Consider the following 21,985-nt stretch of genomic DNA (forward strand, 5'->3'; position numbering starts at 1 on the left):
GGACAGCTGTGCTGCGCACTCATGCCCTTGGTTCCCTGAGGGCCGAGCATATTGGACAGACCGTTACTCTTGCAGGCTGGGTCGCCCGACGGCGCGACCACGGCGGCGTTGCCTTCCTCGACCTCCGCGACGCTTCGGGCGTGGCGCAGGTAGTGGTGCGTGAAGAGGATGTCTTCCACGGCCTGCGCAACGAGTACGTCCTGCAGATCACCGGCACGGTGCAGAAGCGGCCCGAGGGCAACGAAAACCCGGCCCTGGCCACCGGCGAAATCGAGGTGATCGCGGACGACGTCGTGATCCTGAACACCTCCGACCCTCTGCCGTTCCAGATTGACGAGCACGTGGAGGTCGGCGAGGAAGCCCGCCTGCGCCACCGCTACCTGGACCTGCGCCGCCCGGCACCGGCAGCGGCCATGCGCCTGCGCTCCGAAGCCAACCGGGTGGCCCGGAACCTGCTGCATGACGAAGGTTTCGTGGAAATCGAAACCCCCACGCTGACCCGTTCCACCCCTGAGGGTGCCCGCGACTTCGTGGTTCCGGCACGCCTGGCACCGGGGTCCTGGTACGCGCTGCCGCAGTCCCCGCAGCTGTTCAAGCAGCTGCTGCAGGTGGGCGGCTTCGAAAAGTACTACCAGATTGCCCGCTGCTACCGCGACGAGGACTTCCGCGCCGACCGCCAGCCGGAGTTCACGCAGCTGGACATCGAGGCCAGCTTCGTCGAGGAAGATGACATCATCGCCCTGGGCGAGCAGATCGTGAAGTCGCTGTGGAAGCTGATCGGCGTCGAGATCAGCACCCCGATCCCGCGCATGACCTACGCGGACGCCATGGCCCGCTACGGCTCGGATAAGCCGGACCTGCGTTTCGGCCTGGAGCTGACCGAACTCACCGAGTTCTTCAAGGACACCACTTTCCGCGTCTTCCAGGCCCCGTACGTCGGCGCCGTGGTCATGCCCGGCGGCGCCTCGCAGGCCCGCCGTACGCTCGATGCCTGGCAGGAATGGGCCAAGCAGCGCGGCGCGAAGGGCCTGGCCTACGTGCTGGTCCAGGAGGACGGCACGCTGACCGGCCCGGTAGCCAAGAACCTGACGGACTTCGAGCGGGAGAACCTCGCCGAAAAGGTCGGTGCCAACCCCGGCGACTGCATCTTCTTCGCTGCCGGCGACAAGAGCGAGGCACGTGCCCTGCTCGGCGCCGCCCGCGTGGAGATCGGCCACCGCACCGGCCTGATCGATCCGAAGGACTGGGCCTTTGTCTGGGTGGTTGACGCCCCCATGTTCGAGCCGGCCTCCGCAGCCGTCGCCGCCGGCGACGTCGCAGTGGGCGGGGGCGCCTGGACCGCGGTCCACCACGCCTTCACCTCGCCGAAGCCCGAATTCATGGACACCTTCGACACCGATCCCGAGTCGGCCGTGGCCTACGCCTATGACATTGTCTGCAACGGCAACGAAATCGGCGGCGGTTCCATCCGTATCCACCAGCGCGATGTGCAGGAACGCGTCTTCAAGGTCATGGGCCTTTCGCAGGAGGATGCACAGGAGAAGTTCGGCTTCCTGCTGGAGGGCTTCAAGTACGGCGCACCGCCCCACGGCGGCATCGCCTTCGGCTGGGACCGCGTGGTGGCACTGCTGGCCGGCACCGACTCCATCCGCGACGTCATCGCCTTCCCGAAGTCCGGCGGCGGCTACGACCCGCTGACGCAGGCGCCGGCACCGATCACGGCGCAGCAGCGCAAGGAAGCCGGCGTGGATTACAAGCCGGAAGCCAAGAAGGACAAGGAAGCACCGGCGAAGGAAGCCTAGCCTTCTTCCGCCCCGACGGTACCCGGACGCAGCACGCGTCCGGGTACCGTGCTTTAACTCCCGGGCTTCGACTCCGGTCAACCCGCGCCGGGACATGCCGGCTTTCGCTGGACACTCCCGTGCCGGCACCCGATAGTGTTTGGGCATGAGAGAGCGCTGGTTCAAGCAGGTGGACGTCTTCGGCACCAAGCCCTATCTGGGCAACCCCGTGGCGGTGGTACTGGACGCGGACGGCGTCTCCGACGCAGCCATGGCCTCCTTTGCCCGGTGGACCAACCTTTCCGAGACCACTTTCGTGCTGCCGCCCACGCAGGCCGGCGCCGACTACAAGGTCCGCATCTTCACGCCCGGGGGAGAGATCCCCTTCGCCGGACACCCCACCCTGGGAACCTGCCACGCCTGGCTGGAAGCCGGCAACATTCCGCACTATCCCGGCGTCGTCATCCAGGAGTGCGGAGTGGGGCTGGTAACCCTGCACGCCTCGGCCGGTATGGCCGCCTTCGGCGCCCCGCCGTTGATCCGCTCGGGCGAGCTGGAGGAGAGCGTCCTCCGGCAGGCCGTCGACGCCCTGGGCATCACCCGGGACCAGGTTTCCGCCTCGAACTGGATCGACAACGGCCCCGGCTGGCTGGGCCTGCTCCTGAAGGACGCCGAAACCGTCCTGTCCCTGACTCCGGATCCTACGGCCATGGGTTCCCTCGCCGTCGGAGTCATTGGACCCCAGGCCGACGGCGGCGAAACGGACTACGAAGTCCGCGCCTTTGCGCCCGGCCACGGTGTCCTGGAGGATCCCGTCACCGGCAGCCTCAATGCCGGGCTGGCACAGTGGCTGATCGGCGCCGGGCTCGCGCCGGAACGCTACACCGTAACCCAGGGCACCGCGCTGGAACGCTCCGGGCTTGTGCGGATCTTTACCCGGGACCGCAAAACCTGGGTGGGCGGGGAAACCACCACCTGCATCGACGGCACCGTGAAGCTGTAACCGCCGGCCATGGTGACGCTGCACTCCCTTCCGCACGCCGTCGTCGGGGCGCCGATGGCCGGCGGGCCCTCCACGCCGTCTCTGGCGGCGGCCGTCAGCAACGCCGGCGGCCTGGGGTTCCTGGCCGCCGGCTACAAGGACGCCGCGGCGGTGGCCGAAGAGATCACCCGGACCCGGGATTTGACCGACGCACCGTTCGGAGTGAACCTTTTCGTGCCGGACACCGCCAGCACCGTCGGATCCGGAACATCCGGGCGGATCGGGGAAGCACTGGCGTACCGGCAGCAGCTGGCCCGCGAGTACCCGCCGGAACTATTGCCGTTGCCGGATCCGGAGGATGACGACGGCTGGGATGCCAAACTCGATCTGGTTCTCCGGCTGCAGGTACCGGTGGTGTCCTTTACCTTCGGCCTGCCCGCCCGGGAGATCATGACGGCGCTCCAGGATGCGGGCAGCGCCGTCGTCGTCACCGTAACCACCGCAGGGGAAGCAGCCCAGGCCGTTTCCGCCGGTGCCCGGATCCTGTGCCTGCAGGGGCCGGGGGCCGGCGGCCACCGCGGGACTTTTGACGCCGCCGCGGAACCGGCCGCACAGCCGCTGACCGAGCTGGTGCGCGGCGTGCGCACTATCAGCCCAGGCGTCGAACTCATTGCCGCCGGGGGGATCTGCACCGCCGCGCAGGTACGGACGCTGCGGGCGGCAGGGGCTGACGCCGTGCAGATCGGCACCGCGTTGCTGCTGAGCCCGGAGGCCGGCACCGCAGACGTACACCGGGCCGCCCTGCAGGACCCGCAGTTCACCCATACCGCACTGACGCGTGCCTTCTCCGGACGGTCCGCCCGTGGACTCGCCAACCGGTTTATGGCTGAGCACCCGGATGCTCCGGCCGCTTATCCGCTGGTCAACCAGATGACGAAACGCCTCCGGGCGCAGGCGGCGGCTGCCGGGAATCCGCACGGCACCAGTCTCTGGGCCGGAACGGGTTACCGTTCTGCGGCGCCGGAGCCGGCGGCCGCCGCGGTGGCGCGATTAGGGAGCGCGGCAGGCGTCCCCTAGGGCAGGGTGACTCGGACGAACACCGATGCCGCATTCCGGGCCGCCTGCGCCAGGACCGCAGCCTTCGGGTCAGGGACGTCCAGCGGACGCAGCCGGGGAAGGGCGGCCCAGCGGGAAAATTCCCGCCTGGCGGCTACCTGTTCGGCCAGCACCCGGTCGCCGCCGAAGACCAGGTACTCCGGGGTGGCACCCGCAAATACTGCGGCCGCCTGTTCCGCCGTGACCGCGGCAACGGCATCAGCTGCGTTGGTCCGGCGGCTGTTGGGGGAACCGGTTTTCGAGGCCAGCAGCCTGCCTTCCCGGGAGACCCCGACGGCGTAACCGCCGCGGCGCACCAGCACCAGGCCCAGGGTCCGGGCCTGCCCGGCCAGCGAAGCCAGGCGTTCGACGTCGTTGGCCCCCCGCCCCGGACGGCCGTCTGCGGGCCACGGGGCGAACAGCCGGGCCTCGGCACCGGAGGCCGCCCGCACGCGCAGACCCTCATTTTCGGGCACGAATTCCACGGTGCCCTGCGCGGCCTCGAACCGTTCCAGCCACCCGGACAACCGGTCTGCGGAAACATAGGTGGTGCGCGAGCCGGGCACGGCGGGGCCTGCTTTCCATGATGAGGGGGTGGACCAGCTCAGGTTACGGCACGAGTAGCCTTGAAACGTGAATGGTATGCCGGGGAATGATTTGTTCAGCACTGACGGGGACGACGACGCCGAGTTTGACGATGCCGGAGCGGCAGCGGGAACGAGGGTGCGTCCGCGCAGCCCCCTCGCCGTGCGGATGCGTCCGCGCACCGTGGACGAAGTGGTGGGCCAGCAGCACCTGCTCGGCCCCGGTTCGCCGCTGCGTACACTGGCCTCCTCCGCCGATGACCGCAACCCCGCCGGGCCCTCGTCGGTCATGCTGTGGGGTCCGCCCGGCACCGGCAAGACCACCCTCGCCCACGTCGTCGCCCGCGGCGCCGGACGCAAGTTCGTGGAGCTTTCCGCCATCACGGCCGGCGTGAAGGACGTCCGCCGGGTGATGGAGCAGGCCCTGACGGACCGTGACCTGCACGGCGTCACCACCATCCTCTTCCTGGACGAAATCCACCGCTTCAACAAGGCCCAGCAGGATGCGCTGCTGCCCGGGGTGGAAAACCGGTGGGTGGTCCTCATGGCGGCCACCACGGAAAACCCCTCCTTCTCCGTGGTTTCCCCGCTGCTGTCCCGGTCCCTGCTGCTGACCCTGAAACCGCTGACCGAGGAAGACATCGCGGCCCTGCTGCAGCGCGCCGTCGAGGATGAACGCGGACTCGCCGGGCGGGTCACGCTCAGCGACGAGGCACTGGAGCACCTGGTCCGGCTGGCGGCGGGGGATGCCCGCCGGGGACTGACCGCGCTCGAGGCCGCCGCCGGCGTCGCCTACTCGGAGAAGGCCGAGGGCGACGACGTCCCCGAAGTCACGCTCAAGCACGCCGAGGAAGCCCTCGACGTGGCGGCACTGCGCTATGACCGGGCGGGGGACCAGCACTATGACATCACCAGCGCCTTCATCAAGTCCCTGCGCGGATCCGACGTCGACGCCGCCCTGCACTATCTGGCCCGCATGCTGGAATCGGGGGAGGACCCCCGGTTCATTTCCCGGCGGCTGATCATCTCCGCGTCCGAGGACGTGGGAATGGCGGACCCGACGGCGCTGCAGACCGCCGTCGCTGCGGCCCAGGCCGTGCAGCTGATCGGGATGCCCGAAGGGCGGATCATCCTCGCGGAAGCCGTAGTGCATATTGCCACGGCGCCGAAATCCAATGCCGCCTACAACGGCATCAACGCAGCTATCGCAGACGTACGGGCCGGGTGGGGCCAGGGCGTGCCCGCACATCTGCGTGACGCCCACTATCCGGGGGCCAAGCAGCTGGGGCACGGCAAGGGGTATGTCTATTCGCATGATTCGCCGCACGGCGTGGCCCGTCAGCAGTACGCCCCCGATGACCTGGTGGGGAAAAACTACTACGAACCCACCGGCAACGGCGTGGAACGTGACATCTCGGCCCGGCTGGAGCGCCTGCGCGGAATCATCCGGGGCGGAAAGTCCTGACGGCCGCTCCCGCGCAGGGCGTCGGGCAGGGCGCGGCATGCGTGTTAGCATTGATGGTTGACTGGCAAGCCCAGACGCCGGCGTCCTCTTCCCCCGTATGTAAAAGTATGGCGGCAGTGGTGTGTCCGGAGTTCGGGTCTGTAGCAGACGGCAGCGGTTGGCCGGAGCTCTCCCTCATGGAGGCCAGCATATTTCGCAGCAGTCACGGCATGCAGCACCGCCGTGGCCAAACCGCCAAACAGTGAAAGGTGAACGTGGCTAACAACACACGTGCACGCCGGCAGGCACGCGCATCGCGCGCCCTCGGCATTGCTTTGACCCCCAAGGCAGCAAAGTACTTCGAGCGTCGGCCTTACCCCCCGGGTGAGCACGGCCGCGCCCGTCGCAAGCAGGACAGCGACTACGCGGTACGTCTGCGTGAAAAGCAGCGTCTGCGTGCCCAGTACGGCATCCGCGAAGCACAGATGACCCGTGTCTTCGAAGAAGCCCGCCGCACCGCCGGCCTGACCGGTGAAAACCTGATCGAACTGCTCGAAATGCGTCTCGACGCACTCGTGCTGCGTGCCGGCTTTGCCCGCACGATCGCCCAGGCCCGCCAGCTGGTTGTGCACCGCCACATCCTGGTTGACGGCGCCCGCGTGGACCGCCCGTCCTTCCGCGTTTCCGAAGGCCAGCTCATCCACGTGCACCAGCGCAGCGAGACCATGACGCCGTTCCAGGTTGCCGCAGCCGGCGCCCACCGCGACGTCCTGCCCGCCGTTCCGGGTTACCTCGATGTTTCCCTGGACAAGCTGCAGGCACGCCTCGTGCGTCGCCCCAAGCGCTCGGAAGTTCCCGTGACCTGCGAAGAGCAGCTCGTCGTGGAATACTACGCACGCTAATAACGGGAATTCTTTTCCGTTTACTGAACAGCCCGCGGCCCTGCGCCGCGGGCTGTTCCGTTGTCCGGAGCAGATTTCCCCCACGTGGCGCACGCGTCAAAAGTAAGTGCCGCGGGGCAGCAGTAGGTAAGGTACATAGCGGGGTCTTTAGCTGTTTTCAGGCAGGGACTCGCGGGCAGAGCCGGTCACGGTGATGTGAACCACAATTTTTGCGTAAAAGGAGTCCCATGTCGGGTGGAGATATAGCCGGTCTGATCGCGGCCGGTGTGTTTGCCGTGTTGGTCGCTTTGCTGGCCGTTCCCGTCTGGAAGCTGGGAAAGGTTTTTGATGAGATGCGCACCGCCATCCGGACCCTCAGCGAGGAAACAACGCCGCTGATAGACGAGGTCACCACCACGGTGTCCACCACCAACCTGCAGCTGCAGAAGGTGGACGGCATCTCCTCGAATGTCTCGGACGCCTCGGCCAACCTGTCCGCCCTCTCCTCCCTGGTGGCGGCCACGGTAGGTTCTCCGCTGATCAAGGTTTCGGCCTTCAGCTACGGTGTCCGCTCGGCCCTCGCCTCCCGCAGGACCGCCGGCCGCGGACGCCGCAGCCGCTAGGCTGCGAGCACACTCAAACAACTACAGGAGCCAGCCATGATCAAGCGCGTATTTTGGATGTCCATCGGCGTCGCCATCGGCGTCATTGCCGTCCGCCGGGTTTCGGAGGCCAAGGCCAGCCTGAGCCAGGCGGGTATCAACCGTGCCGTGGATTCCGCCGCGGGCGTGGTGCAGGGCTTTGCCGAGGCCCTGCGCGAGGGTATGGGCCAGCGCGAGGGTGAGCTGCGCGCCGCCCTCGGACTGGACACCCCCGAGAACATCACCGAGACGCTGAGGTCCATGCGCCGCTGAGCGCCGGTACTTCTTCATCGCTGGCAGCACAGCACCACGCACGCAGTTCCACCTGCATGCTGAACCATCATTACCGGAAGGGTATAGAAGCACCATGAAGTCCCACGAGATTGCACGCCGCTGGCTGGATTACTTCAGCGATAAGGGACATACGGTGGTGCCCTCGGCGTCGCTCGTCTCCAACGATCCCTCGCTGCTGTTCACCGTGGCCGGCATGGTGCCGTTCATCCCTTACCTCACCGCCCGGGAAAAGGCCCCGTATCCCCGGGCCACCAGCGTGCAGAAGTGCATCCGCACCGCGGACATCGAAGAAGTGGGCAAGACCGCCCGTCACGGCACCTTCTTCCAGATGGCCGGCAACTTCTCCTTCGGCGACTACTTCAAGGAAGAAGCGATCACCTACGCGTGGGAGCTGCTGACCTCCGAGGTTGATAAGGGCGGCTTCGGCCTGGACCCCGAGCGCCTCTGGGTCACCGTCTACGAAGACGGCGACGAGCGCGACGACGAAGCCCGTGCCATCTGGCGGGACAAGATCGGCATCCCCAACGAGCGGATTATCGGCACCGGCAAGGCCGACAACTACTGGAACACCGGCCAGGCCGGCCCCGGCGGCCCCTGCTCCGAGATCTACTATGACCGCGGCCCGGCCTACGGGCAGGAAGGCGGCCCCGCCGTCGACGAGACGCGCTACATCGAGATCTGGAACCTTGTCTTCATGCAGTACCAGCTCTCCGCCGTCCGCTCCAAGACGGACTTCGATGTTGCCGGCGAACTGCCGCAGAAGAACATCGACACCGGCCTCGGACTGGAACGCCTCGCCATGATCCTGCAGGGCGTGGAGAACATGTACGAGACGGACCAGGTCCGTCCCGTGCTGGACAAGGCCGCCGAGCTTTCCGGCAAGACGTACACCAGCGCCGAGGACCCGTCCGACCCGCACCACACGGACGACGTCCGGATGCGCGTGGTGGCCGATCACATCCGCTCCGCCCTGATGCTGATCTCCGACGGCGTGAGCCCCTCCAACGAAGGCCGCGGCTACGTGCTGCGCCGCCTGATCCGCCGTGCCGTGCGCGCCATGCGCCTGCTGGGTGTGGAAACCGCCGTGCTGCCCGAACTGCTGCCCGTCTCCCGGGACGCGATGAAGGGCACCTACCCCGAGGTCGACACCGACTTCGCCCGGATCAGCCGCATCGCCTACGCCGAGGAAAAGGCGTTCCTGCGGACCATCGCCTCCGGCACCGAGCGCCTGGAAGAAGCCGTCAAGGAGTCCAAGGCCGCCGGCACCCCGCTGAGCGGCGAAGAAGCCTTCGCCCTGCATGACACCTACGGGTTCCCCATCGACCTCACGCTGGAAATGGCGGAGGAAGCGGGGCTGAAGGTGGACGAGGCCGGCTTCCGGTCCCTGATGTCCGAGCAGCGCAAGCGCGCCCAGGCCGACGCCCGCGGCAAGAAGCACGGTCACGCCGACATGTCGGTGTTCAACGAACTGCTGGCTGCCGGCAATACCGTCTTCACCGGTTACGACGAGCTGAGCACCGAATCCACGGTCCGCGGCATCATTTCCGGAAACTCCCGGGTGGAATATGCCGGACAGGGATCGGAAATCTCCCTGGTCCTGGATGAGACCCCGTTCTACGCCGAAGCCGGCGGACAGGCGGCCGATACGGGCCTGATCACCGGTGACGGCTTCGTCCTCGAGGTGCAGGACGTCCAGCGCCCGGTCAAGGGACTGAGCGTGCACAAGGCCATTGTCCGCGAAGGCGAAATCGCCGCCGGCGCGCAGGTGCTGGCCGCCGTCGACGCCCAGCGCCGCCACGAAGCCGAGCAGGCACACTCCGGCACGCACATTGTGCATGCAGCCCTGCACCAGATCCTCGGCCCGGAGGCGCTGCAGCGCGGCTCCTTCAACAAGGCCGGCTACCTGCGCTTCGACTTCTCCTGGGGCGAAGGCCTCTCCGACGCCGCGAAGTCCGAAATCGAAGAGGTTTCCAACCTGGCGATCCGCAGCAACTACCAGGTCGAAACCAAGATCATGTCCCTGGCGGAGGCGAAGGCCCTGGGCGCCACCGCCCTGTTCGGTGAAGCCTACGGCGACACCGTGCGCGTGGTGGAAATGAACGGCGACTGGTCCCGCGAACTCTGCGGCGGCACGCACGTGGCCTCCACCTCCCGCATCGGCAGCCTGACGCTGCTGGGCGAGCAGTCCGTGGGATCCGGCAACCGCCGTGTCGAAGCCTTCGTCGGTATGGACGCCTTCCGCCACCTGGCTGCCGAGCGGGCACTGGTGAACGAACTCTCCGAGATGCTCAAGGTTCCGTCGGCACAGCTGCCGGACCGGCTTGCCGCCACCCTGGCCAAGCTGAAGTCCACCGAGAAGGAACTGGACAGGCTGCGCCGCGAGCAGCTGGCTGCCTCCGCTGCCGCCCTCACCGGCACCGCGGTGGATGTTGACGGTGTCCGGCTGCTGGCCCACGACGCCGGTGAAGTCGGGGGCGCGGATGACCTGCGCACCCTGGCCCTGGACCTGCGCTCCCGCCTGGGCAGCGAACCGGCCGTCGTGGCCGTGGCCGGTGCCTCCAACAACCGTCCCGTCGTCATTGTGGCGACCAACGAAGGTGCCCGCAGTGCCGGCGTCAAGGCCGGCGCTCTCGTCAAGGTCGCCGCCGGTGTGCTCGGCGGCGGCGGCGGCGGCAAGGATGACGTTGCCCAGGGCGGCGGCTCCGACACCGGCAAAATCGCGGAGGCCCTGACGGCCATCCGCGGAGCCGTGGCCGGGCGGGCCTAGCTTGGCCGGTCTGCGCGGCGTGAAGCTGGGCGTCGACGTCGGCCTGGTTCGGGTCGGCCTCGCCGCCAGCGACCCCGACGGCGTCCTGGCCATGCCGGTGAAGACGCTGAAACGGGACGCGAAGAAAAACAGTGACATCCGCGTGGTGGTCCGTGAAGCTGCGGAACGGGAGGCCGTTGAAATTTTCGTCGGCCTCCCGCGCAGCCTGAGCGGCGGAGAAACCGCCTCCACCCGGATGGCGCGCGACTACGCGCAGACGCTGGTCCGTGCCCTGGCCGACGCCGGGCAGGACCAGCAGGTGCGGCTCGTGGATGAACGCCTGACTACGGTTTCCGCGCACCGATCACTGCGTGAAGCTGGAATGAACAGCAGAAACCACCGTACAGTGGTGGATCAAGCGGCAGCGGTGGCCATTCTGCAGCAGTCTATTGACACACAGCGGTCCCTGAACCGGGACGTAGGGGAGCTGGTTACACTTAGCCGGCCGCACCGCCCAGGCGGAACGCCGGCCCCGACCGAGGAGTTCGACATTTCGCAGGACATCGAGCGTGAAGGCGGTATCACGCCGTGAGCCATAGACATTCCGAGTATCCGACCGCGGAGCCGGAACCCGGGCAGTCCAGCGTGGAGAACCTGCCCGTGGGCCGGTTCTTCGAAGAGACGTCCGAGCTGCCCGGCCGCGGGCTGCGGCCCGGCGAGGACAAGCAGCGGCGCCGCCGGCGCCGCACCGTCGTGATGCTCACGGTGCTGGTCGTCTTCGCCGGCGTGGTCTTCGGTCTCATCATGTTCCTGCGGGACCTGCTGGGCATGAACGAGGCCCAGGACTACGAGGGTGCAGGCAGCGGCACCGTGGCTTTTACCGTTGCAGAAGGTGACGGGCCGCTGCTGATCGGCGGCAAACTCGAGTCCGAAGACATCGTCGCCACGTCCAAGAAATTCGTGGACGCCTTCACGGCACAGTCCGACGGCCGGGAGATCCAGCCCGGCACGTACGAAATGAAGTACCAGATGTCCTCTTCGGCCGCCGTGGACGCCCTGCTGGGAGACGGCGAAAACCAGGTGCATTACGCGGCGGTGGCCCGGGACCTGCGCCAGAACGAGGTTTTCGAAGTCTTGAACACCTCCACCCGCATTCCTCTGTCCGAGTTCCAGGCGCTGGCCGCCAGTCCCCAGCAGTTCGGTCTGCCCGCCGAAGCAGTGAGCCTTGAGGGCTACCTGCACCCGGGCGAATACCGTTTCGACGTGGACAAAACCGCCACCGAAATCATCACCGAGATGGTGGACAACACCTTCGCCCAGCTCGAAGACGCCGGCATCATCGACCCCGCCGAGCAGTACCGGGTCCTGACCAAGGCCAGCATCATCCAGGCCGAAGCCGGGGAAGCCGACTACGGTTCGGTTGCCGGTTCCATTGAGAACCGCCTGGGTCCGGACAATAAGGAAACCAGCGGGCTGATCCAGTCCGATGCCACGGTGACCTACGGCCTGGGACGCAAGAGCTACGAACTCACCCCCGAGGAAAAGGACGACAAGTCCAACCCGTACAACACGTACGCGAACCCCGGCCTGCCCGTCGGCCCCATCGGCTCGCCGAGCCGTGAGGCCATCGACGCGGCAGCCAACCCGGACGACGTCCCGTACTTCTACTGGGTGACCGTCAACCTGGATACCGGCGAAACCAAGTTCTCCACCACGTACGCGGAGCACCTCGAATACGTGGAGGAATACCAGAACTGGTGCAGCAAGCAAAAACCCGGGCGGTGCGGATAAGTGGATGATCAGGCCCTGAGGCGCGCAGCCGTCCTGGGACACCCGATCGGCCATTCCAAGTCCCCCCTCCTGCACCGGGCTGCGTACGCCCATCTGGGGTTCGCCTGCAGCTACGAGGCCATAGACGTCCGCGAAGAGGAAGCCGCCGGGTTGACGGCTTCCCTCCGCGGCCAGGCGGGCTGGACCGGCCTGTCGGTGACCATGCCGCTGAAGGCCGTCATGGTGGCCCTCATGGATGAGGTTGGGCCGCTGGTGCAGGCCCTCGGGGTGCTCAATACCGTAACGTTCAGCCGCCGGAGTTCCCGCACGGTGCTGACCGGACACAACACCGATGTGGCCGGCATCGTCGGGGCCCTGCGGCACGCCGGCGCCGTGAGCCGGCCGCGCGCCGTCATTCTGGGCGCCGGCGGAACCGCGTGCGCAGCCGTGGCGGCGCTGGCCCAGCTCGACGCCGCCGGCGTGGACGTCTGCGCCCGGCGCATCCCGGAAGCGGCCGCCGGCCGGGCCGGAGTGCGTGAAGCCGGCCGGGCCACCGGAGTCACGGTGCGCACACGCCCGTGGGAGGACGCCGCGGCCGCCTGCTCCGACGCCGACGTCGTCATCTGCACGCTGCCCCCGCACGGTGCCGACACGCTGGCGGAGGCCGTCTCCGCGGTGCGCCCGGGCGCGGTTCTTCTGGACGTCGCCTACGATCCCTGGCCCAGCCGGCTCGCGGCAGCCTGGGCCGGTCTGGGCGGCACGGTGGCCCCCGGCATCGAAATGCTGCTGTACCAGGCAGTGGAGCAGGTCAAACTGTTCACCGGGGAAGCCTTTACCGATGAACCCGGCGTCACAAACGTGATGTGTGACGCCGTCGGAATCCCCCGGCGCTGAACGCCCGCGCCGGGCATGGCAGTATTGAAAGCATGTTGCGTTGGTTGACTGCCGGTGAATCCCACGGCCCTGCCCTGGTTGGAATTATTGAAGGCGTGCCCGCCGGAGTGGAAGTGGACAGCACTCTCATCTCCGAGGCCCTGAGCCGCCGGCGGCTCGGCTACGGCCGCGGCGCCCGGATGAAGTTTGAACAGGATGCCGTCCGCATCCTCGGCGGCGTCCGCCACGGTACAACCCAGGGCGGCCCCGTGGCCGTTGAAATCGGCAACACCGAGTGGCCCAAGTGGGAGCAGGTGATGGCAGCCGATCCCGTGGACCCGGAGGTCCTCGCCGATTCCGCGCGCAACGCGCCCCTCACCCGTCCCCGTCCGGGGCACGCCGACTTCACCGGCATGCAGAAATACGGCTTTGACGAGGCCCGCCCCGTCCTTGAACGCGCCAGCGCCCGGGAGACCGCCACCCGCGTGGCGCTCGGCGCGGTAGCGTCCGCCTTCCTGAAACAGCTGGGCATTGAACTGGTCAGCCACACCGTCGGCATAGCCGGCGTCATGACCCCCGGGGACGCGGCCCTGCCGCTGCCCGCCGACGTCGACGCCCTCGACGCCGACCCTCTGCGCTGCTTCGACGCGGCCGTGTCCGCGGCCATGGTGGCCGAAGTGGATGCCGCCCACAAGGAAGGCGAAACGCTCGGGGGAGTGGTGGAAGTGCTGGCGTACGGGCTGCCGCCCGGACTGGGCAGCTATGTGCACTGGGACCGCCGGCTGGACGCCCGGATTGCCGGCGCCCTGATGGGCATCCAGGCCATCAAGGGCGTGGAAGTGGGGGACGGGTTCCTCACCGCCACCCGCCGCGGTTCCGCCGCTCACGATGAAATCCTGCAGGACGCCTCCGGCCGGGTGGTCCGTTCGGGCAACCGCGCCGGCGGAATCGAAGGCGGCATGAGCATCGGCGAGCTGCTGCGGGTGCGGGCTGCCATGAAGCCCATTGCCACCGTGCCGCGGGCGCTGCGCACCGTGGACATCCGCACGTCCGAGCCGGCGCGCGCCCACCACCAGCGGTCCGACGTCTGCGCGGTCCCTGCGGCAGGAGTCGTGGCCGAAGCGATGGTGGCCCTGGTCCTGGCCGAGGCCGTGCTGGAGAAGTTCGGCGGGGACTCGGTGCCGGAGACCGCACGGAACCTGAACGCGTACCTGGCTGCCATCCCGCAGCCTCTGGAATCCACCGGTACCGATGTCCCCTAACCGCGGACGCAGGTGGAGCCCCGAAGGGCACCTGGTCCTGATGGGTTTTATGGCGGCAGGGAAGTCTGTGGTGGGACGCGGGTTCGCCAGCCGGCAGGGAATGCCGTTCGTGGACACGGATGAAGCCGTCGTGGCACGCTACGGACCCATTGCCGGCATCTTCAGCGCCTACGGCGAACACTATTTCCGGGAGGTCGAGGCGAGGACCGTTGCCGCAGCGCTTGAGGCACGGGTTCCCGCCGTGATTTCGCTGGGCGGCGGCGCGGTCCTGGACTCCGGTACCCAGCAGCTGCTGGGCCGGGCCACGGTAGTGTTTCTGGATACGGACCTTGCCACGGTGCTGCCGCGCATCACCCGTTCGGGCCACCGCCCGCTGCTGGCACCGGACCCGGTCCGGCGCTGGCAGGAGCTGGCGGACATCCGCCGTCCCATATACGAATCCCTGGCCGACATCACCATCGACACCAGGGGACTCACTGTTCCGGCCATCATTGACCGGCTGACTTCCGTCCTCACTAAAGGAGAAGACTAGATGCCCTCCGAACCGACGATCATCCCGGTGACCGGCTCCGCCCCCGCAGACAACTACGACGTGGTGGTGGGGAACGGCCTGCTGGGCCGGCTGCCGGAGATGCTCGGTGAACGCGTGCGCCGCGTCCTGGTCATCCATCCCCGCGCCCTGCGCACCACCGGAGACACCGTCCGCGATGAACTCGCCGCCACCGGGCTGGCGGCAGTGACCGCCGAGATCCCGGATGCGGAAGAGGGCAAGCACATCCAGGTGGCGTCCTTCTGCTGGCAGGTCCTGGGGCAGAACGACTTCACCCGGTCCGACGCCATTGTGGCCGTGGGCGGCGGCGCCGTCACCGACCTGGCCGGCTTTGTTGCCGCCACCTGGCTGCGCGGCATCAAGGTGGTGCACATCCCCACCTCCCTGCTCGGGATGGTGGACGCCGCCGTGGGCGGCAAGACCGGTATCAACACCGCCGAAGGCAAGAACCTGGTGGGCGCGTTCCACCCGCCGGCCGGAGTCCTGGCCGATCTTGACGCCCTGGCCACGCTGCCGAAGAACGAGCTGCTCAGCGGTATGGCCGAGGTCATCAAATGCGGTTTCATTGCCGACCCCGCCATCCTGGACCTGGTGGAAGCGAACCCGGAGGCCGTGGCGGACGGCGGCTCCGACGTCGTCCGCGAACTCGTGGAACGCTCCATCCGCGTCAAAGCGGAAATCGTCTCCGCGGACCTGCGCGAATCCGGCCGCCGTGAATTCCTGAATTACGGACACACCCTGGGCCACTCCATCGAACTGGCCGAGCGCTACCAGTGGCGCCACGGTGCGGCGGTGTCCGTGGGGCTGGTGTTCGCGGCCGAGCTGGGCCGTATGGTCGGCCGGCTCGACGACGCAACGGCGGACCGGCACAAGGAGATCCTCACCTCGCTGGGCCTGCCCGTCACGTACCGGAAGGACCGATGGTCCGCCCTGCTGGACGGCATGCGGCGGGACAAGAAATCCCGGGGCGACCTGCTGCGTTTCGTGGTCCTGGACGGGCTGGCGAAGCCCTCCATGCTCGAGGTGCCGGATACCTCGCTGCTCTTCGCCGCGTATCAGGAAATCGCCTCGGAGCCGCAGGGCGGAATCCGCCTCAGCCTGTAGGCTCCGCGCGAGCGGGTAGAATAGTCGACGGACTTGAATAAAACAGTCGACGGACCGGTTTAGAACGTGCTTCGACTAACGACTGACGGACAACGGAAGAGAAACTGTGGCGACGACCAACGACATCAAGAACGGCACCGTGCTGAAGCTTGAAGGCAACCTCTGGAGCATCATCGAGTTCCAGCACGTGAAGCCGGGCAAGGGTGGTGCGTTCGTCCGTACCAAGATGCGCAACGTGACCTCGGGCAAGGTAGTGGACAAGACGTTCAACGCCGGCATCAAGATTGAAACCGCGACGGTGGACCGCCGCGATTACCAGTACCTGTACCAGGACGGCGAAGACTACGTCTTCATGGATACCTCCGACTTCGACCAGCTCACGGTTCCGGGCAAGATTGTCGGCGACAACGCCAACTTCATGCTCGAGTCCATGATGGTCACCATCGCGATCCACGAAGGTTCGCCGCTGTACATCGAACTGCCGCCGTCGGTCACCATGGAAATCACCTACACCGAGCCGGGCCTGCAGGGCGACCGCTCCACCGGCGGCACCAAGCCGGCCACGATCGAGACCGGCTACGAGATCCAGGTGCCCCTGTTCCTGGAGCAGGGCACCAAGGTCAAGGTTGACACCCGCACCGGCGACTACCTGGGACGCGTTAACGAGTGAGCGCACGCAGTAAAGCACGGACCCGGGCACTGGAGGTCCTTTTCGAAGCCGAACAGCGTTCGGTTTCGGCCTTCGATGCCATCCGGGCCCGCCGCGAAAAGACCGACCAGACCATCAACCCCTACACCATGGACCTGGTGGAAGGCGTGGTCGCGATGCAGGAGCAGATTGACGAGTTCCTGAGCACGTATTCGCAGGGCTGGACGCTTGATCGCATGCCTTCGGTGGACCGCATCATTCTCCGCCTGGGCACGTGGGAACTTCTCTACAATGACGAGGTTCCCGACAAGGTGGCCATCAGCGAAGCCGTGGAATTGGCGAAAGCGCTCTCCACGGATGAATCCCCGGCCTTCATCAACGGACTGCTGGGACGGCTGCAGGAACTGAAGCCCTCCCTCCTGGCTTAGCCGGGACCCGCACTTTCCGGAAAAGACCGGCCCTCTGGGCCGGTCTTTTCTGCGTTGACGCCGGTCTTTTCTGCGTTGACGCCGGTACTGCCCTGCGTTGACCTCGGTACTGCCTTCGTCGCATGCGGCTGGTCAGGGCTGCCCGGCCAGCATGGCCGCCCGGATTCCGGTGACTTCTCCGAGCAGGGTCCGCTCGTATTCCTGGTTGGCGGGGACGTCACGGCCGGCGGCAATCTGCTGGCGGGTCAGCGCCAGACGGGTGGCACGCCGGATGAATTCCTTCATGGCCGGCGCCGTTCCGGTGGCCCGTGCCCACCGCATCGCCTGCCGGCGGCCGGCACCGGTGGCCAGCATCGCCACTTCAGCGGGGGCAAACCAGCCTGCAGCGGCGTATTCCTGCAGCCGGCGCAGGGTCAGGCGCTGTTCAGCACGGCGCAGCAGCCACACGCCGGTCACCGCCGCGGCGAAGAACGGAACCTGGAGCAGGAAGTAGAAGACGAAGAAGTTTCCGAACAGGAACGCGGGGCCGCCGTTCCACAGCATGTGCCCCAGAATCGCGGGAATCAGGCCGAGCACGAAGGCCGGCAGGATCCACGCGTTGCCGGCGCGGCGTGCGGCCAGGCCGAGGGCCAGCCCGGTACAGGCAGTGAACAGCACGTGGGCGAAGGGAGAGAGCAGCCCGCGGAGAATGAAGGTGAAACCGAGCTGATACACGGTCTCGGTTCCGGCAGCGAGCAGCGCCGAGCCGAAATACAGAATGTTCTCCGTAAACGCGAATCCGGCAGCCACCGCGGCCGCGAAGACTATGCCGTCCACCGGCCCGTCGAAAATCCGCCTCCGCACCACCAGAAGCAGCAGGATGCCGAGGCCCTTCGCGGTTTCCTCCACCACCGGTGCCTGGATCACCGCACCCAGAGCATCCGCGGATCCGTACGGCACCAGCTCCAGCAGGGCGAACGTGAAGTACGGCCCCACCAGCAGGGCAATCGCCACCGAAACGCCGGCACCCCAGAGGAAAGAGAACACCAGGGTGCTGCGCGGTTCAGGCTCCCACCGGTCCACCCACCAGATACCCAGCACGCAGATGCCCAGCGGCACCAGGGCCAGGAGCCCGCAGACAATGAAGGCCGGCGGGCCCAGGCTGTCCAGCAGGAACATTCCCACCCAGGCCAGGGCCGCCGCAGACAGCACAATCAGCACCACCGTGGCCACCAGCCCCTTGTCGCGGCGCAGTGCCGGAGGCGGCGTCCAGAACGCCTGCACGGGTGCCGAACCGTAGCCCGGAGGCGCGGGATGGTGCTGGCCTGGGGCAATCCGGGGTGTGCTCATGCGCTCGGTCTGTCCATAGTTGTCAGGATAGTTCCACCCCTGTCATATCCCCGTCACGGAACAGGGCCGCGGCGAGCCCTGTGATAGCTTGGTGCGGCATTCAACCTTTAAGTTCCGTCCTGTGAGGCGGGGAAGGAGGAAGCGAATATGACGGCTTCTGGTGCAGTTTCCAGCCGTACTGTTTTGTCTTCAGCTGACATTGACCGCGCCCTGACGCGTATTGCCTACGAGATCCTCGAGGCTAACAAGGGCCCCGAAGACCTGGTCCTGATGGGCATTCCCCTCCGGGGCTATCCACTGGCCCGGCGGCTCGCGGAGAAAATCGCCGCCGCGGCCCCCGGCGTCGATCCGGCGGCCATCACCGGGCAGCTCGACGTCACCATGTTCCGGGACGATCTTGCCCGCCGGCCCACCCGGCCGCCCTACGCCACACGGGTTCCGGTGACCGGCATCGATGACAAGGTCGTGGTGCTCGTGGATGACGTCCTGTACTCCGGCCGGACCATCCGCTCGGCACTGGATGCCCTCGTTGACCTCGGCCGTCCCCGCATTGTCCGGCTGGCGGTGCTGGTGGACCGCGGCCACCGGGAGCTGCCGATCCGGGCGGACCACGTGGGCAAGAACCTGCCCACCTCCTCCGCAGAACAGGTCCGGGTCCGGCTGGCCGAGTGTGACACCCCGGCAACGGATGAAGTAGTCATCGAGGGCACTGCATGAGGCACCTGCTCTCCACCGCGGACCTCAGTCACCGGGACGCCCTCGCCATTCTGGACACCGCCGAGCAGATGGCCGCGGTAGGGGAGCGGGAAGTGAAGAAGCTCCCCGCCCTGCGCGGCCGCACCGTCGTCAACCTGTTCTTCGAAGACTCCACCCGCACCCGGATTTCCTTCGAAGCCGCCGCCAAACGGCTGTCCGCCGACGTCATCAACTTCTCCGCCAAGGGCTCCTCGGTCTCCAAAGGCGAATCGCTGAAGGACACCGCGCAGACCCTGGCGGCCATGGGCGCCGACGCCGTGGTGATCCGGCACGGCTCCTCCGGGGCGCCGGCGCGACTGGCGTCCTCCGGCTGGATAGATGCCGCCGTGCTCAATGCCGGCGACGGCACCCATGAACACCCCACCCAGGCACTGCTGGATGCCTTCACCATGCGCCGGCACTGGGCACGCCTGCACGGCACCGAGTCCACCGGCACCGACCTGGCGGGCATGAAAGTACTGATTGCCGGGGACGTCCTGCATTCCCGGGTGGCCCGCTCGGACCTGTGGCTGCTGCGGACGCTGGGTGCGGAAGTCACCCTGGTGGCCCCGCCCACCCTGCTGCCGTTCGGCGTCGGGTCCTGGCCGTGCACCGTCAGCTACGACCTGGACGACGCCCTGGCCGCCCGCCCGGACGCGGTGATGATGCTGCGGGTGCAGGGGGAGCGGATGGACTCGGCCTTCTTCCCCTCCGTCCGCGAGTATTCCCGCCGGTGGGGACTGGACGATGTCCGCCTGGACCGGCTGGACACCCTGGGCCTGAAAGACACCATCATCATGCATCCGGGACCGATGAACCGCGGGCTGGAAATCTCCGCCCGGGCCGCGGATTCACCCCGGTCCACCGTGCTGGACCAGGTCCGCAACGGCGTTTCCGTCCGCATGGCTTCCCTTTACCTGCTGCTCTCCGGGGAGAACAGCACCGACCGTACAGCGCAGGAGCAGAAGCGATGAGCACCACCGGTACCTATCTGATCCGCGGAGCCGCCGTGCTCGGCGCCGAGCCCGCGGACATCCGCATCGAGAACGGCGTCATCACCGCCGTTGCGCCCGGCCTGCCGGTGCCCGGGGACGCCCAGCTGATCGAGGCGGAGGGCCTGATTGCCCTGCCCGGCATGGTGGACCTGCACACCCACCTGCGCGAACCCGGCCGCGAGGACGCCGAAACAGTCGAAACCGGAACCCGGGCTGCGGCGCTGGGCGGCTTTACGGCCGTGCACGCCATGGCCAACAGCATGCCGGTGGCGGACACGGCCGGCGTGGTGGAGCAGGTCCTTAGCCTGGGGGAACGGGCCGGGTGGGTGGATGTGCGTCCGGTGGGCGCGGTCACCGTGGGACTGGCCGGCGAAAAACTGGCTGAACTCGGCGCCATGGCCGATTCCCGCGCCCGGGTCCGCGTCTTTTCCGACGACGGCAAGTGCGTCTGGGACCCGGTGCTGATGCGCCGCGCCCTGGAATACGTCAAGGCGTTCGACGGCGTCATCGCCCAGCATGCGCAGGAACCCCGCCTGACCGAGGGTGCACAGATGAACGAAGGCGAAGTCAGCGCCGTCCTCGGGCTCGCCGGCTGGCCCGCCGTCGCCGAAGAATCCATCATTGCCCGCGACGTCCTGCTGGCCCGGCACACCGGCTCCCGCCTGCATGTCTGCCATGTTTCGACCGCCGGGTCCGTGGAGATTCTCCGCTGGGCAAAGGAACTCGGCATCCGGGTCACGGCCGAGGTCACCCCGCACCATCTGCTGCTGACCGATGAACTGGTGCGTACCTATGACCCGGTCTATAAGGTGAACCCGCCGCTGCGCACCGCCGCCGATGTGCAGGCCGTCCGCCTCGGCCTGGCTGACGGCACCATCGACATTGTCGGCACCGACCATGCCCCGCACCCCAGTGAACACAAGGAAGGGGAGTGGGCAGGCGCGGCCATGGGCATGACGGGCCTGGAAACCGCCCTGTCCGTGGTGCAGCACGCCATGATCGACACCGGGCTGATGGACTGGGCCGGTTTTGCCCGCGTCACTTCCCGGACGCCCGCCCTGATCGGACAGCTGCCGGATCAGGGCAGGCCGATCGCCGCCGGTGAACCGGCGAACGTCATATTGGTGAACCCGACTGCGTCGCGGCGGGTCGACCCTTCTAAGATGGCAACCAAGGGACGCAACAGTCCGTTCGCCGGACTGGACCTGCCCGGCGGGGTCGAAGCGGTGTTTTACGCCGGCCACCCCACCGTCCTGAACGGCAGACTGAACACGCCCCACCCCGCTGCCTCAAAGGAATTTTAGATGGAACTGGTCTTTTTCTTCGTGGGCCTGGCCGCCCTGATCATTGTTGTCCTGGGCCTGTTTGCCCTGGGCTGGCGCGGGCGGCGACGACGACAGCAGGACACGCCCCGCCCCCGGCCCCTGCCGGACACCCTGGCCGAACCGACCTTCCAGGCACTGGGCCAGTACGTGGCCACCACCACGGCCGGCGACTGGCTGGACCGCGTGGCGCTCTACGGTCTGGGCGTCAAGTCCAATGCCACCGCAGCCATCTTCCCCGAAGGCGTGCTGTTCGCCCGCTCCGGGGCAGAGGACCTCTGGATCCCGTGCGGGGACCTGCATGACGTCCGGCTGGAACGCGGCATGGCCGGAAAATTCGTCGAAAAGGACGGACTGGTCATCGTGACCTGGCAGCTGGGCCCCAAACGCGTGGACACCGGCTTCCGGACCCGCTCCGCGGATGACAAGACACCCCTTGTCCGCGCCATTAAAGAACTCCTGCCGGAATCGGCCACCCCAAGCGAGGAACAACTGTGACAGTGCACGAGATCATCAACCC

General features: G+C 67.5%; 22 protein-coding genes. 20 read left to right on the forward strand and 2 right to left on the reverse strand.

The features are described 5' to 3' along the window. The first annotated feature begins 8 nt into the window (after positions 1–8). The 3 genes from aspS to GD627_RS07445 all read left to right on the forward strand — a co-directional run bounded on the left by aspS (position 9) and on the right by GD627_RS07445 (position 3,840). On the forward strand, positions 9–1,802 hold the full coding sequence (gene aspS, locus GD627_RS07435; protein WP_186764240.1) for an aspartate--tRNA ligase: 1,794 nt from the start codon (positions 9–11) through the stop codon (positions 1,800–1,802). Between the two features lie 145 nt (positions 1,803–1,947). Further along, positions 1,948–2,784: a PhzF family phenazine biosynthesis protein gene (locus GD627_RS07440; protein ID WP_152271984.1), complete on the forward strand. Its 837-nt coding sequence runs from the start codon at positions 1,948–1,950 to the stop codon at positions 2,782–2,784. 9 nt (positions 2,785–2,793) lie between these two features. Further along, the gene (locus GD627_RS07445) at positions 2,794–3,840 is read left to right on the forward strand and encodes an NAD(P)H-dependent flavin oxidoreductase (RefSeq protein WP_152271985.1); all 1,047 of its coding nucleotides are present in this window, start codon (positions 2,794–2,796) and stop codon (positions 3,838–3,840) included. Here the strand turns inward: GD627_RS07445 and GD627_RS07450 are convergent. Further along, complete coding sequence (locus GD627_RS07450) at positions 3,837–4,424, reverse strand: Vms1/Ankzf1 family peptidyl-tRNA hydrolase (protein ID WP_152271986.1); 588 nt, start codon at positions 4,422–4,424, stop codon at positions 3,837–3,839. The two genes, GD627_RS07445 and GD627_RS07450, sit on opposite strands and share 4 nt — an antisense overlap. A gap of 76 nt (positions 4,425–4,500) precedes the next feature. On the opposite strand from GD627_RS07450, the gene GD627_RS07455 reads away from it, so the two are divergent. The 13 genes from GD627_RS07455 (at position 4,501) to nusB (ending at position 17,084) form a co-directional block, all read left to right on the forward strand. Continuing rightward, positions 4,501–5,907, forward strand: a complete 1,407-nt coding sequence (locus tag GD627_RS07455; RefSeq protein WP_152271987.1) for a replication-associated recombination protein A — start codon at positions 4,501–4,503, stop codon at positions 5,905–5,907. Between the two features lie 254 nt (positions 5,908–6,161). Next, positions 6,162–6,788, forward strand: coding sequence for a 30S ribosomal protein S4 (gene rpsD, locus GD627_RS07460; protein WP_146361840.1), 627 nt, complete (start codon positions 6,162–6,164; stop codon positions 6,786–6,788). Positions 6,789–7,015: 227 nt separating this feature from the next. Next, a complete protein-coding gene (locus tag GD627_RS07465; RefSeq protein ID WP_146361841.1) occupies positions 7,016–7,390 on the forward strand; it encodes a DUF948 domain-containing protein in 375 nt (124 codons plus the stop codon). A gap of 36 nt (positions 7,391–7,426) precedes the next feature. Beyond that, a complete protein-coding gene (locus GD627_RS07470) occupies positions 7,427–7,681 on the forward strand; it encodes a hypothetical protein (RefSeq protein ID WP_246165381.1) in 255 nt (84 codons plus the stop codon). A gap of 94 nt (positions 7,682–7,775) precedes the next feature. After that, complete coding sequence (gene alaS, locus GD627_RS07475; RefSeq protein ID WP_146361842.1) at positions 7,776–10,469, forward strand: alanine--tRNA ligase; 2,694 nt, start codon at positions 7,776–7,778, stop codon at positions 10,467–10,469. Between the two features lies 1 nt (position 10,470). Further along, positions 10,471–11,040 carry a Holliday junction resolvase RuvX gene (gene ruvX, locus GD627_RS07480; protein ID WP_152271988.1) on the forward strand — a complete coding sequence of 190 codons (570 nt, stop codon included), beginning with the start codon at positions 10,471–10,473 and terminating at the stop codon, positions 11,038–11,040. Continuing rightward, positions 11,037–12,239, forward strand: coding sequence for an endolytic transglycosylase MltG (gene mltG, locus GD627_RS07485; protein ID WP_152271989.1), 1,203 nt, complete (start codon positions 11,037–11,039; stop codon positions 12,237–12,239). Before ruvX ends, mltG begins: the two co-directional genes overlap by 4 nt. Further along, the gene (locus tag GD627_RS07490) at positions 12,240–13,112 is read left to right on the forward strand and encodes a shikimate dehydrogenase family protein (RefSeq protein ID WP_246165382.1); all 873 of its coding nucleotides are present in this window, start codon (positions 12,240–12,242) and stop codon (positions 13,110–13,112) included. Between the two features lie 32 nt (positions 13,113–13,144). Next, on the forward strand, positions 13,145–14,353 hold the full coding sequence (gene aroC, locus GD627_RS07495; RefSeq protein ID WP_152271990.1) for a chorismate synthase: 1,209 nt from the start codon (positions 13,145–13,147) through the stop codon (positions 14,351–14,353). Continuing rightward, a complete protein-coding gene (locus GD627_RS07500; protein WP_152271991.1) occupies positions 14,343–14,885 on the forward strand; it encodes a shikimate kinase in 543 nt (180 codons plus the stop codon). The genes aroC and GD627_RS07500 overlap by 11 nt, the downstream gene beginning before the upstream one ends. Next, entirely contained in the window at positions 14,886–16,007 is a 1,122-nt protein-coding gene (gene aroB / locus GD627_RS07505) for a 3-dehydroquinate synthase (protein ID WP_146361847.1), read from the forward strand. Between the two features lie 106 nt (positions 16,008–16,113). Next, the gene (gene efp, locus GD627_RS07510; RefSeq protein ID WP_152271992.1) at positions 16,114–16,677 is read left to right on the forward strand and encodes an elongation factor P; all 564 of its coding nucleotides are present in this window, start codon (positions 16,114–16,116) and stop codon (positions 16,675–16,677) included. Continuing rightward, entirely contained in the window at positions 16,674–17,084 is a 411-nt protein-coding gene (gene nusB, locus GD627_RS07515; RefSeq protein WP_146361849.1) for a transcription antitermination factor NusB, read from the forward strand. Before efp ends, nusB begins: the two co-directional genes overlap by 4 nt. A 132-nt stretch (positions 17,085–17,216) precedes the next feature. Here nusB and GD627_RS07520 read toward each other — a convergent pair whose 3' ends face one another. Beyond that, positions 17,217–18,413, reverse strand: coding sequence for a PrsW family intramembrane metalloprotease (locus tag GD627_RS07520; protein WP_152271993.1), 1,197 nt, complete (start codon positions 18,411–18,413; stop codon positions 17,217–17,219). A 147-nt stretch (positions 18,414–18,560) separates the two neighbouring features. Here GD627_RS07520 and pyrR point away from each other — a divergent pair, with 147 nt between their 5' ends. From pyrR to GD627_RS07540, 4 genes are read left to right on the forward strand one after another with little or no spacing between them, the layout of a single operon-like run. Further along, positions 18,561–19,130, forward strand: coding sequence for a bifunctional pyr operon transcriptional regulator/uracil phosphoribosyltransferase PyrR (gene pyrR / locus GD627_RS07525; RefSeq protein WP_152271994.1), 570 nt, complete (start codon positions 18,561–18,563; stop codon positions 19,128–19,130). After that, complete coding sequence (locus tag GD627_RS07530) at positions 19,127–20,122, forward strand: aspartate carbamoyltransferase catalytic subunit (protein ID WP_152271995.1); 996 nt, start codon at positions 19,127–19,129, stop codon at positions 20,120–20,122. The genes pyrR and GD627_RS07530 overlap by 4 nt, the downstream gene beginning before the upstream one ends. Next, positions 20,119–21,447 carry a dihydroorotase gene (locus GD627_RS07535; protein ID WP_152271996.1) on the forward strand — a complete coding sequence of 443 codons (1,329 nt, stop codon included), beginning with the start codon at positions 20,119–20,121 and terminating at the stop codon, positions 21,445–21,447. The genes GD627_RS07530 and GD627_RS07535 overlap by 4 nt, the downstream gene beginning before the upstream one ends. Then, positions 21,448–21,963, forward strand: coding sequence for a PH-like domain-containing protein (locus GD627_RS07540; protein WP_152271997.1), 516 nt, complete (start codon positions 21,448–21,450; stop codon positions 21,961–21,963). It abuts the gene before it with no gap. The last annotated feature ends 22 nt before the right edge of the window (positions 21,964–21,985 follow it).

The sequence above is a fragment of the Arthrobacter yangruifuii genome, from assembly GCF_009192775.1.
GTDB classification, from domain to species: Bacteria; Actinomycetota; Actinomycetes; order Actinomycetales; family Micrococcaceae; genus Arthrobacter_B; species Arthrobacter_B yangruifuii.